Below are 15,359 nucleotides of genomic sequence, written 5' to 3' on the forward strand. Positions count from 1 at the left end.
TCACCCCTATGAATGGTCAGACCGCTCTCGTTACCGGCGCGTCCAGCGGCATCGGCGCCGACTACGCCCGCGCGTTCGCCGCCCAGGGCGCCGACCTGATCCTGGTGGCCCGCCGCGAGGACAAGCTGGCGGAGTTGGCCGCCGAGCTGCGTTCCGCGCACGGCCGACAGGTCGACGTCGTGGCCGCGGACCTGTCGCTGCCCGACGTGGGCCGCGACGTGGCCGCGCGCGTCGAGGCGCTCGGGCGGACGGTGGACATCCTGGTCAACAACGCGGGCTTCGCCACTCACGGCGCGCTCGCCGCGGCCGACCCGGACCGGCTCGTCGAGCAGATCCAGCTCAACTGCGTCGCTGTGGTCGACCTGACCCGGCGGTTCCTGCCGGGCATGACCGCGCGCGGCCGGGGCACTGTGATCAACGTCGCCAGCACCGCGGCGTTCCAGCCGATACCGCACATGGCCGTCTATGGGGCGACCAAGGCGTTCGTCCTGTCGTTCAGCGAGGCATTGTGGGCCGAGACGCGGCCCAAGGGCGTGCGGGTGATCGCGGTGTGCCCGGGGGCGACCCAGACCGAGTTCTTCGAGGTCGTCGGCACCGACGACGCCGCGGTCGGCCCGCGCCGCACCACTGAGCAGGTCGTGGCGACCACCCTGCGCGGACTGCGCCGCGGCGCGCCGAGCGTGATCGACGGCGCGGCGAACTCGGCCCTGGCCCGGCTGACCCGGTTGATCCCCAAGCGGCTGCTGATCGCCATCGCCGGTCGGGCGGTGGCGCCGAAAGTCGCTTGACCTCCAGTGCGGTGGAGGTGATGCCATAGCGGCATGACCACAACCCCCACGCCGGACTGGGGTGTCGAGGACTTAGACCTCGACAGCTACCTCGCGCGCGTCGACCACCCGAAGGTGGCGCCCACGTTGGCGGCGCTGCGCACCCTGCACAGCGCCCACGTGCGGGCCATCCCGTTCGAGAACATCACCGTTCTGCTCGACGGCACGCCCGAAATCACCGTCAAGGCGGTGGCGGACAAGCTCGTCGGACAGCGGCGCGGCGGGTACTGCTTCGAGCACGCCACCTTGTTCGCCGCCGCCGCCGAACAGCTCGGGTACGCCATCCGGCGCAGGATCGCCCGGGTCTCCCCGCACCGCGGCGGGCCCCGCACCCACATGATGCTCGTCGCCACCATCGACGGCGCCGACCATCTGGTCGATGTCGGCTGGGGCGCGCAGATGTGGCAGCCGATGCCGCTGGTCGACGGTGCCGAGGTCGACCAGGCGGGCTGGCCGCGCAAGCTCACCCCGACCGAGATCGGGTGGACACTGTGGACACACGGCGACGACGGCGAGTGGATGCCCGACCACGAGTTCGAGGACCTGCCGATGCAGCCCGCGGACTTCGAGGTCGGCAACCACTACGCCGCCACCGGCGCGAAATCGCCGTTCCCCGGCAAGCTGATCGTCAAGCAGCTCGAACCGGGCATCAGCAGGCGGCTGATCGGTGACGAGCTGACGGTCGTGCACGCCGACGGCCGCACGAGCACCACGCCGTTCGGGCTCGACCAGCTCGACGAGATCCTGCCCGGGTTCGGCATCGAACTCGACGCCGACCAACTGGCCGCGCTGCGCGCGAAACTGGGCTGACCGGTGGGTCTGGGTGGACCCGGGGGCCACCCAGACCCAGCCGCGGGCTCAGCCCGCCAGCGCCTTGCCGGTCTCCAGCAGCGACTTGAGGTCGCTGAGCACCCACGGCCACCCGCCGCCGCCCTGGTTCGGGTCGGCGTCGCCGCCCGCCACCATCGCGGCCAGTCCGGGCGCGCCGGTCAGGTCGTGGACCAGGGTGAGAGAGCAGTAGCCGCCCTGCAGCTCGGCGATCTCGTGGGTCAGCGTCGTGAACCCCTCTTCCGCCATGGTCGGATCCATCAGCATCCGCCACGTCGTGACCAGCTTGCGGGGCGCGTCGGCCTCCAGCACCTCGCCGTCGATGATCAGGTCCGGCACGCCGTAGCCGTTGGCCTCGGCCGAGCGGCGCATCTCCTCCGATGAGCGGATCTTCAGCGCGCCGCCCGCCTTGAGGTCGACGTCGATAAGGCCGGTGTAGCCGTAGCGCTCGGTCCACTCCGGCTTGGTGATCGCTTCCCAGATCGCCTCCGGGGTCGCCTTGATGTAGACCTTGTAGACCTGGGTGGTCCTGGTGGTCGTGGTCGTCTGGGTGGTGGTCATGTCTCGTCCTCCAGTTGCCTTTTGAGCTCGACGAGGGCACTGACGTGCTGCTCGTCGGTGTACTTGTCGATCCACCGGTCGTGGATCAGGCGGATGGGCACCGGGTTGAGGAAGTGCAACTTCTCCCGCCCGGACCGGCGTGTGACGACCAGGCCCGCCGCCTCCAGGACCTTCAGGTGCTTCATGACGCCGAACCGCGTCATCTCCTGATCGGCCTCCAACTCGCCCAGGGTCTGCCCATCACGGGCGAACAGCCGGTCGAGCAGCAGGCGACGGGTCGGGTCGGCCAATGCCTTGAAGACCCGGTCGTCGTTCACCACACCAGGATAGGTGACCAAATGGTCACATGTCTAGTCCCCACCTCGAGAGCTCAGCGGCGAGGAGCCACGCCCTCCCAGGCCGCGCGCCAGGTCTTCGGGCCGAGCTTGCCCGAGTCGTTGATGCCGTTGGCCCGCTGCAGCGCCAGCACGGCCCGCTGGGTCTCGGCGAAGTAGCAGCCGGTGCCCTGGAAGTCGTAGCCGTAGGCGTTCATCCGCAGCTGCCAGGCGCGCAGCGACGGATCGCAGTCGCCGAACACGTAGACCTTCCCCGGCCACGCGGGCGCGATGTTCACACTCGGCGGCGCCGAGGAGCCCCCGCCGATGTAGGCGGACTCGGCGCGGGTGGGGACCCGCTTGCTGCGCGCGTCGCGGTCGGGGACGAGACCGACCATGCCCGCGCACTCCCACGGCTGCCAGCCGCGCATCCGGTACAGATACAGCGCGCGGAAGTCCTGCTCGGCCGGGCTCGCCTGGTGCGGGTACCCGGCGCCGCCGACGCTGCGCCACGTCGGGAGGTCGAACTGGTACGCGCCGTAGTAGCCCGAGCCGGTGTTGACGGTGTATCGGCCGCTGGACTCGCACATCCGCAGCTTGCCCCAGTCCCCCGCGGGCGGGTCGGCGGCGGCCGAGCCACCGGTGAGCGCGGCGGCGGTGCCGATCGTCAGCACGAGCAGGACCAGCCGCGAGATGCCTCTGCGAACGCTCTTACCAGCCATGACAGAGGACGGTAAGCCCGAATCACATCCGCCACAACCGCAACAGCGAAACCATGAGCATCACACGTCACCCGCGTGGGTGGGTGCGCGACACGCCGATCGGGGGACAAGCGATCAGCCTGGTGACGGGCTGGATCAATGTTTGGACTCGGCCGCGCCGGTGGCGTGGTCAGGCCAGTACTCTCCGCCAGACCGGGCGAGCAGGGTGCGGTCTGGTGTGGACGGCGGAGGCGGGCCTTGAGCATCGTGGACGACAACCCCGCGGCGGCGGACGAGGCTGCCCGCAAGCGCGAACAGCGCGGCTGGTGCTGGTACGACTGGGCGAACTCGGTGTTCCCCACCTCGGTGACCACGGTCTTCGGTTCGCTCTATCTGACCGCGATCGCGGCCGAGGCCGCTATCGCCGACACCGCGCGCAACGGGCCCAACCCCTGCCCGGCCGACGCGGACGGCAACACCAACAAGCTCAAGGACTGCGACATCAGCCTGTTCGGGCTGGAGTTCGCCGCGGGCTCGCTGTGGGGCTACCTGCTGTCGTTCGCCACGATCATCCAGGTGCTGATCGTGCCGCTGATGGGCGCGATCGCCGACCGCTCGGCCAACAAGAAGCCGATGATGGCGTTCTTCGCCTTCGGCGGGTCGATCGCCACCGCCGCGATGGCGCTGGTCACCGGGTCGAACTGGCAACTGGGCGTGGTGCTGTTCATCCTCGGCAACATCGGCTTCGGCACGTCGGTGGTCATCTACTACTCCTACATCCCCGAGATCGCCACCGCCGACGAGCGCGACGGGCTGTCCACCCGCGGCTGGGCGTTCGGCTACCTGGGCAGCGGCACCGCGCTGGCGGTGCAGTTGGCGATCGTGCTGTCCCACGAGGCGCTGGGCATCACCGAGGGCGACGCCGCGCGGATAGCGTTCGTCATCTCCGGGGTGTGGTGGGCGCTGTTCACCCTGATCCCGCTGCGTCGCCTGCGCGGGCACAACCCCGCCAAGGAAGGGCTGGTCGAGGGCTCGGTCATCACCGCGGGCTTCCGCGAACTCGGCGCGACCCTGCGCCATGCGCGGACCTTTCCGCTGACCCTGGCCTTCCTCGGCACCTACCTGATCTACACCGACGGCATCGCCACCGTCGCCAACGTCTCCGCGCAGTACGGCCGCGAGGAACTGAAGTTCCCCGCCGACGTGCTGATCACCACCATCCTCATCGTCCAGTTCGTCGCCTTCTTCGGCGGAATGCTGCACGGCTTGGTCGCCAAGCACATCGGCGCGAAGAAGACGATCATGATCAGCCTCGCGGTGTGGGTGCTGGTGATCGGCGGTGCCTACTTCGTGCAGGCGGGCCAAGCGCTCCAGTTCTACCTGGTCGCGGGCGGCATCGGCCTGGTGCTGGGCGGCACGAACGCGCTGTCGCGGTCACTGTTCAGCCAGATGGTGCCCCCGGGCAAGGAAGCCCAGTACTTCGCCGTCTACGAGATCGGCGAGCGCGCCACGTCGTGGCTGGGCCCGCTGCTGTTCGCGTTCATGGCCGGGGCGACCGGCTCCTACCGGTACGCGATCATCTCGCTGGTCATCTTCTTCTTCGTCGGCCTGGTCCTGATGTATTTCGTCCCCGTCCGGCGCGCGATCCAGGCCGTGGGCAACCCAGAACCCGCGGTCCTCTGACCGGGCGCGCGGCTCAGCACGCAGCGACCCCATGGGACGGTCCGCGCCCACTAGGGTTCCCGCCCGTGAGTATCGAGCCGACTCCCGCCGCCGACCCGACCGACGCCCTCTCCGCCGTGCCCGCGGCGGGGTCCCGACGGGCCCGGCCCGTCACCGGGCACCTGCGCTTCTACTACGGGCCGATGGACTGCGGGAAGTCCACGCTGGCCCTGCAGGTCGACCACAATCAGGCCCGGCAGGGCCGCAAGGGGCTGCTGCTGGTGCACCTGGACCGCTCCGGGCTGCCGCAGATCTCCAGCCGCATCGGGATCACCCGCTCGGCCATCGAGGTACACCCCGAGGTCGATCTACTCGACCTGGTGCGCGGGCACTGGGCCGTCGGGGCGCGAGTGGACTACCTGATCGTCGACGAAGCCCAGTTCCTCGCTCCCACCCAGGTCGACCAGCTCGCCGAACTGGCCGACGACTCCCAAGTCGACGTCTACTGCTTCGGGATCGCCACCGACTTCCGCAGCGAGCTGTTCCCCGGGTCGCGGCGGCTGTTCGAACTCGCCGACGACCTGCAGCCCGTCCAGGTCGACGTGCTGTGCTGGTGTGGGCTGCCCGCACGGTTCAACGCCCGCGTCCAGGGCGGCCAGGTGACACGGGCCGGGGACACCGTTCTCGTCGCGGACACGGGGCACTCTCGTGTCGGTACGCACAGTGAACCCCTCTCCGAACACCGTACAACTACCGTCCGTTACCAGGTGCTCTGCCGGCGCCACTTCCGCTTGGGGGACCTCGGTACCGACCCGGGGGTCCAAGGTCAACTATCGTTCGCCTGACAAGGCGGTTACCCGCTAGCATCACCCGGAGGGGTGATATGTCCGTGCCGAATGTGCGATAACGCGTCACAAAACCGGCGGGCGGGCATCCCTTAGGAGGATGCTGTTGTTGACGGGTGAAGCTTGTCACCCTGAGCGACCGCGACGGGTGGGCGGGAATTTTTGCGCCCCTTCGTCCGTTGCTCTGGGTAAGCAACACCCTGGCCCGGGGTTTCCTGGGCCGAGCGAAAGGACACCGCCATGGCCGACCGTGTGCTTCGTGGTAGCAGGCTGGGAGCGGTCAGCTACGAGACTGACCGCAATCACGACCTTGCCCCGCGCCGAACGGTTCGCTACGCGTGCCCGAAGGACCACGACTTCGAGGTGCCGTTCTCCGACGACGCCGAGATCCCCTCGGTGTGGGAGTGCCGCCTGCACGGGCTGGAATCGAAGATGATCGACGGCTCGGCCCCCGAGCCGAAGAAGACCAAGCCGCCGCGCACCCACTGGGACATGCTGCTCGAGCGCCGCACGATCCCGGAGCTGGAAGACCTGCTCACCGAGCGCCTCCAGGAACTCCGCGGCCGCCGCGGCGCCCGTAGCGCGTAACCACCAGACCGACAGCCGCCCGGACCTCCCCCCTTCCGGGCGGCTGTCCCATGTCCGCACTCAGCGTTGACCACCGACGACACGATGTCCGGCGCGGTAGACGGCGCGGACGTCGCGCAAGGCGGACATGTCGGCGAGCGGGTCGCGCCCCACCACGACCAGGTCGGCGTCCATGCCCGCGCGCAGCCTGCCCTTGACCTCCGACAGGCCGCAGGCCTCGGCGGCGACGACGGTGGCGGCCTTGAGCGCCTCATGCGGCCGCATTCCGATCACGTCGACGAGGTGGGCGATGCCGTAGGGCAGCACATCGTGCGGCTTGTCCGGGGCGATACCCGCGTCGGTTCCCGCCGACATCCGCGCACCGGCGAGGTAGAGCTCGGCCCGGACCTGGTCGATGCCCGCGCGCCGCCCAGTCGTGGCGGCCGACACCGCGCGGGCGCCGGGCAGCTTCCCCACGGTCGTGCCGACCACGACCCCCCGCCTGGCGATGCGCTCCACCAGACGCGCGTCGGCCGCGACGCCGTCCTCGGTGATGAACGTGACGTGTTCGAGCGAGTCGAAGCCTGCCTCCAGCGCGTCGCCGATCGCGGACCCGGCGTGCGCGTGGCCCGCGGTCGACATCCCGAGCCGGTGCGCCTCCTCGACCACGACCCGCAGATCCGCCAACCCGAACTGCGACGCGTGCGCGGCACTGCCCGGGGTCATGACACCCCCGCTCACCATCACCTTGACCACCTCGCAACCACGCTCGTGACGCGCCCGCACCGCCGCCCGCAGCGCACCCGCCCCGGCCGCCTCGCCCCCGAGGAAATGACAGTGGCCACCCGGCGTGGTGATCGGCGGGCCGGAAGCGACGATGTGCGGCCCGGCGTGCGGGCGGCCCACCCACTCGCGGCGCAGCCGCAACGACAGATAGTCACGGTCACCCAGGTCACGCACTGTGGTGATGCCCGCCCGCAGCGCCCGCGCGGCCGCGGCGCGCATGCCCTCCAGCACCGTCTCATCGTTCGCCGTCGTCACGGTGGCCACCACGTCGGCGGTGGCGTCGAAGGCGAGGTGCACGTGAGTGTCGATCAAGCCAGGCAGGATCCACGCGTCCTCCCCCAGATCGACGACCTCCGCCGCCGTCGGCGGCGCGGCGCCGGTGGTGTCGACATCGACGATCCTGCCGCCGTCGATCACCACCATGCCCCGGCCGATGGCCCGCTCCCCATCGAACAGCCCACCTGCCCGCAGAGCCTGTGGCCTCGGCACTGGATAGGTCACCTTCGCATTCCCTTCCCTGGCGTCGACGCGCCTGCCATTCTGACCTTCCACCGCTCGGTGGATTGTCAGTGCTCCACAAGTACCATTGCCGCCGCGTTCCCGCCGTAGATTCAGCTGATGTGCAAGTTTCAGCCACCCGTTGCGCGAGAACACGACAAAGCGCGACATTTGGGTGCTGTCGCTTGTGTTCTGGGCCACTACGATTCGGTGCCACCCGAGACGCGGAGGCTCGATGACCACGCCGAAAGAGAACGGTGGCACGGCCGAGGCTCGTTCACAGCGGTCGCAGTTGGGCACCTGGCTGACCGGTGTATTGGCCATCGTGGCGAACGTCGTCAGCGTCGTGCAGGCAGCCACATCAAGCCGGGTCGTCGTACCGCTGATCACCGGAGTGCTCGCCGTGGTGGGTGGCTGTGTGTGGTCGTGGCGCCTGCTGCGGCGCGGATCCGGCACGCGCGTCCGCAACAGGATCGTCGCCCTGTGTCTCGCGATCATGCTCATCGTCGCAGGCATCGTCGCTCTGGTGGCGGCCTGGTATTGGCGGACACCACCCCAGCGTCAAGTCGATGCCGCGCAGCCCGCGAACACCCGGCCCTTCACCGGGACAATTGCCATTCGCTACCCGGGATCCGGTTGGACCCTCGCATCGGGAGACGATTTGGGCGGCGAGGTCACCGAATGGAGCAGCGGTTATCAGATATGGATGTCGGCCCGGCCCGAAAGTGGTTCCACGGAACTCGTTCAGGGTCCGTGCGCAGTGACCGGCACCAGCTTTGTTTGTTCGGATGTGCAGTTGCCCGGCCCGTCGGGAACGCGCGAGTTCATTCGCCTCGCCGTGGTGACGGACGCCGAGGCCAAGCGCCTGGGCGATACCGCGGCACTTCCGTTCGACTCGCCCGCCCAAGCTCAAACCCAGATCTACAAGGGTTGATTTCGGCGCTCACCCCGGAGATCCGAAGAGGCCGTGCCCCCGACTCGGGGCACGGCCTCTTCGGCTGTCGGCTACTTCTTGATGCGCAGCAAGTGCTTGAGCTGGTTGCCGCGGCGGCGCAGGCCCCACTTGGTGACCCGGATCAGGGCCTCGCGGACGATGTTGCCGCTCATCTTCGACTCGCCGCGTTCGCGTTCGGCGAAGGTGATCGGCACCTCGACGACGGTGAAGCCCGCCTCGATGGTCCGCCACGCCAGGTCGATCTGGAAGCAGTAGCCAGCCGACGCCACCGTGTCGAGCTTGAGCTTCTCCAGGACCGCGCGGCGGAACGCGCGGAAGCCGCCGGTCATGTCGCGGATCGAGGCGCCCAGGGCCAGCCGTGAGTACAAGCTGCCGCCGCGGGAGATGAACTCGCGGGACTTGGGCCAGTTGACGACCTTGCCGCCGGGCACCCAGCGCGACCCCAGCGCCAGATCGGCGTCGGTGAGCGCGTCGAGGATGCGCGGGAGGTCCTCCGGGGCGTGGGAGCCGTCGGCGTCCATCTCGCAGATGACCGCGTAGTCGCGCGCCAGCGCCCACTTGAAGCCCGCGATGTAGGCCGCGCCCAGGCCCGCCTTCTCGGTGCGGTGCAGCACGTTGACGCGGTCGTCCTTCTCGGCCATCGCGTCGGCGAGGTCGCCGGTGCCGTCCGGGCTGCCGTCGTCGACGATCAGCACGTGGGTCTGCGGCAGGGCGGCGTGCAACCGCTCGACGATGATCTCGATGTTGTCCCGCTCGTTGTAGGTCGGGATCACCACCAGGACCGGGTCGAGCTTGTCCTCGCCGTGCGGCTGGTCCGCCATCGGTTGCTTCCTCCTCGCCGGCGCGTGGGCGCGCCGGGCCGATACGTCTTACCCCTGGTTGTCTGCCGGGGACTGCGGGTCCCGTGCGGCGGACCGTGGGCGCCTGCCGGTCGCCAGTGCGAACACCAGCGCGGCCAGGCCCGCGAACACCATGCTCCATTCGGGCCATGCACCCAGTCGGTCCGCCATGGTAGTCGCTGTCCGCAGTGGGACGCGCTCGACCAAGGCCGCTGGCGTGAACAGGTCCGTGCGTTGCGTCACGGTGCCGTCGGGAAGCACGATGGCGCTGACCCCGCTGGTGGCCGCCACGATGACGGTGCGGCCGTGTTCGACGGCGCGGACGCGGTCCATGGCCAGCTGCTGGTAGGTCATCTCGGTGCGGCCGAAGGTGGCGTTGTTGGTGGGCACGGCGAGCAGGTTGGAGCCGTTGAGCACCGAGTCGCGGACGACCCCGTCGAAGGCGACCTCGTAGCAGGTGACGAGGGCCACCCTGGCCTCGCCCATGGCGAACACGGTGGCCTCGTCGCCGGGCTGGAAGGTGCCCGCGCGGTCGACGGTGGAGCTGAACAGGCGGAAGAACTCGCGCATCGGCATGGTCTCGCCGAAGGGCTGCAGCTGCCGCTTGATGTACTCGTCGACCGGGCCGCGGCCGGGTTCCCACTGGATGACCATGTTGCGTGGGCCGTCGGGGCGCACGACCACCGCGCCCAGCGCGACGGGCGCGTCGATGGCCTCCACGGCGCGGGTGATGGCCTGGGCTGCGTCGAGGTTGCGGTACGGGTCGATGTCGGAGGCGTTCTCCGGCCAGATCACGATGTCGGGCTGCGCGATCTTGCCCGCGGCGACGTCGGCGGCGAGTTCCTCGGTGCGTTTGACGTGGTTGTCGAGGACGGCGCGGCGCTGGGCGTTGAAGTCCAGGCCCGCGCGGGGGACGTTGCCCTGGATGGCGGCGACGGTGATCTCGCCCGCGTCGGCGTCGGTGCCCACGGCGGGGATGGCGGCGATGCCCGCCGCCAGCGGCAGGACCGCTGCGAACGCGGGCACGACGAGGGCTCGTGGGGCGCGGGTGATGGCGGCGCGGCGGATCAGCTCGCCGAGGCCGAAGCCGGTGAGGGTGACGGCGAAGGCGATCAGCGGGGTGCCGCCGAGGGCTGCCAGCGGCAGGTAGAGCCCTTCGGGCTGGCCGAAGGCGAGTTTGCCCCAGGGGAAGCCGCCGAAGGGGAACATCGCGCGCAGGGTCTCACCGGTGACCCACAGCAGCGCCGCCCACAGGTACCAGCCGCGCAGGCGGGTCACCATGGCGATGGCGGCGCACGGCACGCCGACGAGCAGGGCTTCCAGCGCGCTGAGCGGCAGCCAGGCGACGGGGCCGACGAACACCCCGGTCCACGCCAGCAGCGGGGTCATGAAGCCAAGGCCGAAGAGGAAGCCGTAGCCGAACCCGGCGCGCGGGCGGCGGTCGTGCAGCAGCAGGGCGAGCACGGCGAACCCCAGCGGCGCGAGCCACCACGTGGGCCGCGGGGGGACGCTGAGGAAGACCAGCCCACCGGCGGCGAGCGCGGCCAGCGCGCGCAGGGCGACGGCCAGTCGGACCCGGCGGGCGGGCGCGTCGGGGCTGGCGGCCATCGAGGGCTCCTGGGGCACGGCGGGGGCGACCACCCGCACAGCGTACGGGGCACGCGGCGGCGGCCGGTCCGCTCCCCCGAACTGTCCACAGTGAACCTGTAGTCGAGGGTTCGACTCGACATCCATAACCCTCGACTTGACCGTGAGAGTTGCCCTGTTTCCCCTGGTCACTGCTAGGTTCGAGGCGTGACGAACAACAATGGACAGGGGTGGCGCGTCGAGTTCGACGCGGAGGTCGAGTTCCGTAACGGCGGCTCGTTGACGGTCGAGGGGTTCCGCCTGGACTCCCCCGCCGCCGAACTGGACGACGCGGCCACAGGTGAACTCTTGGTGCGGCACCTGGGGTTGCTGATGGTCGGCTCGGTGCGGGTGTCGAACCGACGGATGATCGCCGAGCCACACAAGGGCTCAAGGGGCGTCGACACCGGGCCTGCCACCGGGTCGCGGCTGGTCGAGCTGAGCCACCGGATAGAGCATGGAATGGCCACGCTGCCCGGCGTCCCCGGCCCGGAGATCGGCGACTACCTGACCCGCGACGCGTCGCGGGAGTTCTACGGTCCCGGCACGGAGTTCCACATCGGAACGATCTCGATGGTCACCAACACCGGCACCTACCTCGACTCCCCCGCCCACCGCTATGACGGCCGAACCGACCTGTCAGGCCTCCCCCTGTCCAGCTTCGCCGACCTGGACGGCGTAGTGATCCGCGTGGCGGGCGACGGCCTGCGGGCGATCGACAAGGCCGCCCTGCTGCCGTTCGACGTCACGGGTCGCGCCGTGCTGATCCACACCGGCTGGGACGCGCACTGGCGCACTCCGGCTTACTTCGAGGACCACCCGTACGTCACGTCGGACGCGGCGGGATGGCTGGTCGAACAGGGCGCCGCACTGGTCGGCATCGACAGCCTCAACATCGACAGCACCGACGACCCGCTGCGGCCCGCGCACACGGCGCTGCTGGGCGCGGGCATCCCAGTGGTGGAGCACCTGCGTGGGCTGGAGCAGCTGCCGCCGTCGGGGTTCCGGTTCCACGCGGCGCCGGTGCCGGTGGTCGGGCTGGGCACGTTCCCGGTGCGCGCGTACGCGGTGATCGGCTGACGAGGTCGCCGGGCCCTCACCGCCGGGGTTTGCCCGCCGGGAACAGCACCGTCAGCGCGCTCGCCCCGGCCGTGACCGCCTTCGCGGCGGTCGCGGTCGGGGTTCTGAGCGGGTGCTCGGTGAGCAGCACGACGATGTAGCGGAACTCCGGCCCGGCCAGGCCGGTGCTGTGCACGACCTTCGCCTGCTTGTTGTTGCCCCACCCCTGCTTGACCGCCCAGGGAACGCGCAGCGCGTCCGGGATGCCGAAGTGCTGGTCGAACCCGTCGGCGGCGTTTCGTGGCGCGGACTCGAGCGCGGTGAGGATGAGCGCGTTGTCGTCGCCGGGCAGTTTGCCGAGCACATGCTGGTAGACCCGGACGATGTCGTTGGCCGTCGTGCGAACCGAGCCCCACCGGTCTGGATTCGCCGGTGGTTCGGTGCCGGTCAGGCCGATGCGCTCGCGCATGCGGGCGACGATGTCGGTGCGCCCGCCGCGGAGCCAGAAGTGGCTGGCCGCCGTGTCGTCGCTCGCCGACAGCATGCGGGTGATCCGCTTGCGGTCCTCCTGGGTGGTTTTGGTCTCCAGCACGTCGATCGCGATGAGCAGTTTGACCAGTGACGCCGAGTCGAACTGCCGGTCCGCCTTGATGGAGAGCGGTTCGACGCCGATGGCGCGGTCGTAGACGACCGCGCTGACGGTCGCGTTCTTCACCACTGACCGGACTCCGCCGACGACGCTCGCCGGGTCGATCGGTGGCGCCGGTGGCGAACCCGGCGCGGATGGCATCACGGGCATCGGCCTGGCCTGCGGCACCGGCGACGCCAGCGGCGCCGAGCACGCCGTCAGTCCTATCAAGACAGCCGCCATCAGCACTCTGAACTGCATCGTTGCCCCCCGAGCTCGACTATGCATACTGCGTATACATGCCGACTATACATACCACGTATACATGCGATGTATACGTGGTCGAGGTGGTGCGGATCGGGGGCTGTCATGAGCCGGTGCGGTCGGGAACTACTGAGCTGTCATACCTCTGCTCAGCGGTCAGCCCGCGACTTCCTGCTCCGGGAGCAGGCCCTTGACCACTTTGCCGGTCGCGTTGCGGGGGACTTTCCGGACGAAGTAGACGTCGCGGGGCACCGAGAACCGCTCCAGGTGGTCGTGGACGTAGTGGCGGACGTCGGTGGCCTCGAGGTGGACGCCCGGCCCCAGGGCGACGTAGGCGGCGAAGCGCTGGCCGTACTCGGGGTCCGGGACGCCCACCACGGCCGCGTCGACGACCCCGTCGAGGCTGAGCAGCAATTCCTCGACCGGGCGGGGAAAGACGTTCTCGCCGCCGGAGATGATCATGTCGTCATCGCGGCCACTGACGAACAGGCGGCCATCGGCGTCGAGGTAGCCTCGGTCGCCGGTGACCATGAGGTCGTCGTGCATGGCGTTGCGGGTGCCGTTGGTGTAGCCCTCGTAGAGCATGTCGTTGCCGACACAGATACTGCCGACGGTGCCCGGCGGCTGTGGAACGCCACCAGGGCCGAGAATGCCGACCTTGGTGCCGACCGGGCAGCGACCAGCGGTCGTCGGCGCGGCGCGCAGGTCGGCGGGGTCGGCGATGCTGGCCCAAGAAACCTCGGTAGACCCGTAGAGGTTGTAGAGGATGTCGCCGAAGGTGTCCATGAACTCGGTGACGAACGGGCCTGCCATCGCCGAGCCGCTGCTGGCCACGACCCGCAGCGAGGACAGGTCGTAGCGGGCGCGGATGCGGGCGGGCAGGGCGAGGATGCGCTGGAGCATGATCGGCACGGCGAACATCGAGGTGCACCTGAGCTCGTCGATGGCGCGCAGGGCGGACTCCGGGTCGAAGCGGCGCTGCAGGACCATGGTGGCGCGCAGCGGCATGCCGAGTTGGACCGCGGCCAGGCCCCAGGTGTGGAAGATCGGCGCGGAGACCAGCATGCGTTCGCCGAAGCGCAGCGGGATGCGGGAGTAGACCGAGGCGGCGGTGCTCATGCCCGCGGGGTTGCGTCTGCGGGCGCCCTTGGGGGTGCCGGTGGTGCCGGAGGTCAGCACGATGATCTTGGACGCGGTGGCGGGCGGGCGCAGGGTGGCGGCGGAGGCGTCCTGGATGAGGGTGTCGACGCTGGTGGCGCCGCGGGCCGGGGTCCAGGTGGAGATCCAGGGCAGCGACGTGGGCAGGTTGTGGAACAGCGGGGCGAACTCGTCGTCGGCGAGCAGGGCGATGGGGCCGTGGGCGGCGACGATGTCGGCGATCTGGTCGGCGGCCAGGCCGGTGTTGAGCAGCAGGACGTCGGCGCCGAGTTTGCCGCAGGCGATGGCGGCCTCGACGATCCCGGCGTGGTTGCGGCACATGACCGCGACCCGGCGGCCCGCGCGCACGCCGTACTCGGCCAGGCCGTTGGCCAGCCGGGTGGTGCGCCGGTCGACTTCCTCGAAAGTGAGTTCGCCGCGTTCGTCGATGATGGCGGCGGCGGTCGGGCTGCTCGCGGCGGCGGCGCGGTAGCCGCCCGCGATGGTCGGTCCCCAGCGGGTGAGGGCGTTGAGTTGGCGGATCATCCGGTCGGGGCGGCCGGGGGTGAACACGCCCGCCTTGGCCAGGGTCAGTGCCACGGTGAGGGTGGACTGGCCGCGGGCGGCCTGGTCGATGCGGGTGGGTGCGGTGGTGACGGCGCGCCCGGCGAGGTGGTGGTCGATCATGGCCAGGGTGCGGCGGATGCGTTTGCGCAGCCAGGAGCCGGTGAGCACGGTGCCCGAGGTGAGTCCGGCGGGCAGCGACAGCATGACCTGGACGTGGGTGCGGCCGCGGCTGGCGGGTTCCATGCGGACGGTGAGGTGGCCGCCTTCCCACAGGGGGCTCACCAGCACGAGGTGCTCGGCGGGGCGGCACACGAGGATCTCGACCTCGTCGGCGACCGGCGGGGCGCCGTCGACGGCGAATCGGACCCGGAAGCGGGCGCCGACGCGGCCCGCCGAGTTCGTCCCGACGCGTTCGCACGAGGCGATCTCGCGGGCGAATCTCGGGTACAGCTCAGGGTCGCTGAGGATGTCCCACACCTGATCCGGCGAATGGTCGAGGGTGTGGTCCACCTCGACGAGTTCGGTAGGCATGACCCTCCGTCATCCGCGTGACTGGAACGTGTTTCATTGTTTGCCGTCGTGGCATCGGTTGTTATCAGCGAAACTCGGAGGGGCGCAAGGAGCTATACGGCCGTTTGGCCGAGCGCCGACCATCGTCACCCTAATGGAGTAACGACTTACCGCAAATGCGGACA

At 69.9% G+C, this 15,359-nt stretch carries 15 protein-coding genes; 7 read left to right on the forward strand and 8 right to left on the reverse strand.

Going from position 1 to position 15,359, the window contains the following annotated elements; genetic code table 11:
- The first annotated feature begins 8 nt into the window (after positions 1–8).
- Positions 9–788: an SDR family oxidoreductase gene (locus BN1701_RS09995; protein ID WP_054047670.1), complete on the forward strand. Its 780-nt coding sequence runs from the start codon at positions 9–11 to the stop codon at positions 786–788.
- Positions 789–821: 33 nt separating this feature from the next.
- The gene (locus BN1701_RS10000) at positions 822–1,637 is read left to right on the forward strand and encodes an arylamine N-acetyltransferase (RefSeq protein WP_054047672.1); all 816 of its coding nucleotides are present in this window, start codon (positions 822–824) and stop codon (positions 1,635–1,637) included.
- A gap of 48 nt (positions 1,638–1,685) precedes the next feature.
- Here the strand turns inward: BN1701_RS10000 and BN1701_RS10005 are convergent, their stop codons facing one another.
- Genes BN1701_RS10005 through BN1701_RS10015 form a run of 3 tightly spaced genes read right to left on the reverse strand, consistent with a single transcriptional unit; the run spans position 1,686 to position 3,252 of the window.
- Positions 1,686–2,216 (reverse strand): SRPBCC domain-containing protein, encoded by a 531-nt coding sequence (locus BN1701_RS10005; protein ID WP_054047674.1) that lies wholly within the window; start codon positions 2,214–2,216, stop codon positions 1,686–1,688.
- Positions 2,213–2,536 (reverse strand): helix-turn-helix transcriptional regulator, encoded by a 324-nt coding sequence (locus tag BN1701_RS10010; protein WP_197672075.1) that lies wholly within the window; start codon positions 2,534–2,536, stop codon positions 2,213–2,215. The genes BN1701_RS10005 and BN1701_RS10010 overlap by 4 nt, the downstream gene beginning before the upstream one ends.
- 50 nt (positions 2,537–2,586) lie before the next feature.
- Positions 2,587–3,252 carry a transglycosylase family protein gene (locus BN1701_RS10015; protein WP_157367902.1) on the reverse strand — a complete coding sequence of 222 codons (666 nt, stop codon included), beginning with the start codon at positions 3,250–3,252 and terminating at the stop codon, positions 2,587–2,589.
- A 237-nt stretch (positions 3,253–3,489) separates the two neighbouring features.
- On the opposite strand from BN1701_RS10015, the gene BN1701_RS10020 reads away from it, so the two are divergent.
- The 3 genes from BN1701_RS10020 (at position 3,490) to BN1701_RS10030 (ending at position 6,326) form a co-directional block, all read left to right on the forward strand.
- The gene (locus tag BN1701_RS10020; RefSeq protein ID WP_054047677.1) at positions 3,490–4,914 is read left to right on the forward strand and encodes an MFS transporter; all 1,425 of its coding nucleotides are present in this window, start codon (positions 3,490–3,492) and stop codon (positions 4,912–4,914) included.
- 65 nt (positions 4,915–4,979) lie between these two features.
- Entirely contained in the window at positions 4,980–5,738 is a 759-nt protein-coding gene (locus BN1701_RS10025; protein ID WP_054047679.1) for a thymidine kinase, read from the forward strand.
- A gap of 240 nt (positions 5,739–5,978) precedes the next feature.
- Positions 5,979–6,326: an RNA polymerase-binding protein RbpA gene (locus BN1701_RS10030; RefSeq protein WP_054047681.1), complete on the forward strand. Its 348-nt coding sequence runs from the start codon at positions 5,979–5,981 to the stop codon at positions 6,324–6,326.
- A gap of 60 nt (positions 6,327–6,386) precedes the next feature.
- On the opposite strand, the gene BN1701_RS10035 is transcribed toward BN1701_RS10030, so the two are convergent.
- Positions 6,387–7,592 (reverse strand): amidohydrolase family protein, encoded by a 1,206-nt coding sequence (locus BN1701_RS10035; RefSeq protein ID WP_054047684.1) that lies wholly within the window; start codon positions 7,590–7,592, stop codon positions 6,387–6,389.
- 232 nt (positions 7,593–7,824) lie between these two features.
- Here BN1701_RS10035 and BN1701_RS10040 point away from each other — a divergent pair, with 232 nt between their 5' ends.
- The gene (locus tag BN1701_RS10040; protein WP_054047687.1) at positions 7,825–8,523 is read left to right on the forward strand and encodes a hypothetical protein; all 699 of its coding nucleotides are present in this window, start codon (positions 7,825–7,827) and stop codon (positions 8,521–8,523) included.
- Positions 8,524–8,594: 71 nt separating this feature from the next.
- Here BN1701_RS10040 and BN1701_RS10045 read toward each other — a convergent pair whose 3' ends face one another.
- Positions 8,595–9,365 (reverse strand): polyprenol monophosphomannose synthase, encoded by a 771-nt coding sequence (locus BN1701_RS10045; RefSeq protein WP_054047689.1) that lies wholly within the window; start codon positions 9,363–9,365, stop codon positions 8,595–8,597.
- 48 nt (positions 9,366–9,413) lie between these two features.
- Positions 9,414–11,024 (reverse strand): apolipoprotein N-acyltransferase, encoded by a 1,611-nt coding sequence (gene lnt / locus BN1701_RS10050; protein WP_197672077.1) that lies wholly within the window; start codon positions 11,022–11,024, stop codon positions 9,414–9,416.
- Between the two features lie 153 nt (positions 11,025–11,177).
- On the opposite strand from lnt, the gene BN1701_RS10055 reads away from it, so the two are divergent.
- Positions 11,178–12,089: a cyclase family protein gene (locus BN1701_RS10055; protein WP_054047693.1), complete on the forward strand. Its 912-nt coding sequence runs from the start codon at positions 11,178–11,180 to the stop codon at positions 12,087–12,089.
- 16 nt (positions 12,090–12,105) lie between these two features.
- Here the strand turns inward: BN1701_RS10055 and BN1701_RS10060 are convergent, their stop codons facing one another.
- Positions 12,106–12,957, reverse strand: a complete 852-nt coding sequence (locus tag BN1701_RS10060; RefSeq protein WP_157367903.1) for a serine hydrolase — start codon at positions 12,955–12,957, stop codon at positions 12,106–12,108.
- 159 nt (positions 12,958–13,116) lie between these two features.
- Positions 13,117–15,195 carry an AMP-binding protein gene (locus BN1701_RS10065; protein ID WP_054047697.1) on the reverse strand — a complete coding sequence of 693 codons (2,079 nt, stop codon included), beginning with the start codon at positions 15,193–15,195 and terminating at the stop codon, positions 13,117–13,119.
- Positions 15,196–15,359: the final 164 nt, after the last annotated feature.

This window comes from Alloactinosynnema sp. L-07, from assembly GCF_900070365.1.
In the GTDB taxonomy this organism is placed as follows: Bacteria; Actinomycetota; Actinomycetes; order Mycobacteriales; family Pseudonocardiaceae; genus Actinokineospora.

Coding starts and splice junctions, on each gene's coding strand:
- BN1701_RS10005 (WP_054047674.1), bottom strand. CDS start 2,216: ATGACCACCACCCAGACGACCACGACCACCAGGACCACCCAGGTCTAC.
- BN1701_RS09995 (WP_054047670.1), top strand. CDS start 9: ATGAATGGTCAGACCGCTCTCGTTACCGGCGCGTCCAGCGGCATCGGC.
- BN1701_RS10000 (WP_054047672.1), top strand. CDS start 822: ATGACCACAACCCCCACGCCGGACTGGGGTGTCGAGGACTTAGACCTC.
- BN1701_RS10015 (WP_157367902.1), bottom strand. CDS start 3,252: ATGGCTGGTAAGAGCGTTCGCAGAGGCATCTCGCGGCTGGTCCTGCTC.
- BN1701_RS10040 (WP_054047687.1), top strand. CDS start 7,825: ATGACCACGCCGAAAGAGAACGGTGGCACGGCCGAGGCTCGTTCACAG.
- BN1701_RS10045 (WP_054047689.1), bottom strand. CDS start 9,365: ATGGCGGACCAGCCGCACGGCGAGGACAAGCTCGACCCGGTCCTGGTG.
- BN1701_RS10030 (WP_054047681.1), top strand. CDS start 5,979: ATGGCCGACCGTGTGCTTCGTGGTAGCAGGCTGGGAGCGGTCAGCTAC.
- BN1701_RS10065 (WP_054047697.1), bottom strand. CDS start 15,195: ATGCCTACCGAACTCGTCGAGGTGGACCACACCCTCGACCATTCGCCG.
- BN1701_RS10060 (WP_157367903.1), bottom strand. CDS start 12,957: ATGCAGTTCAGAGTGCTGATGGCGGCTGTCTTGATAGGACTGACGGCG.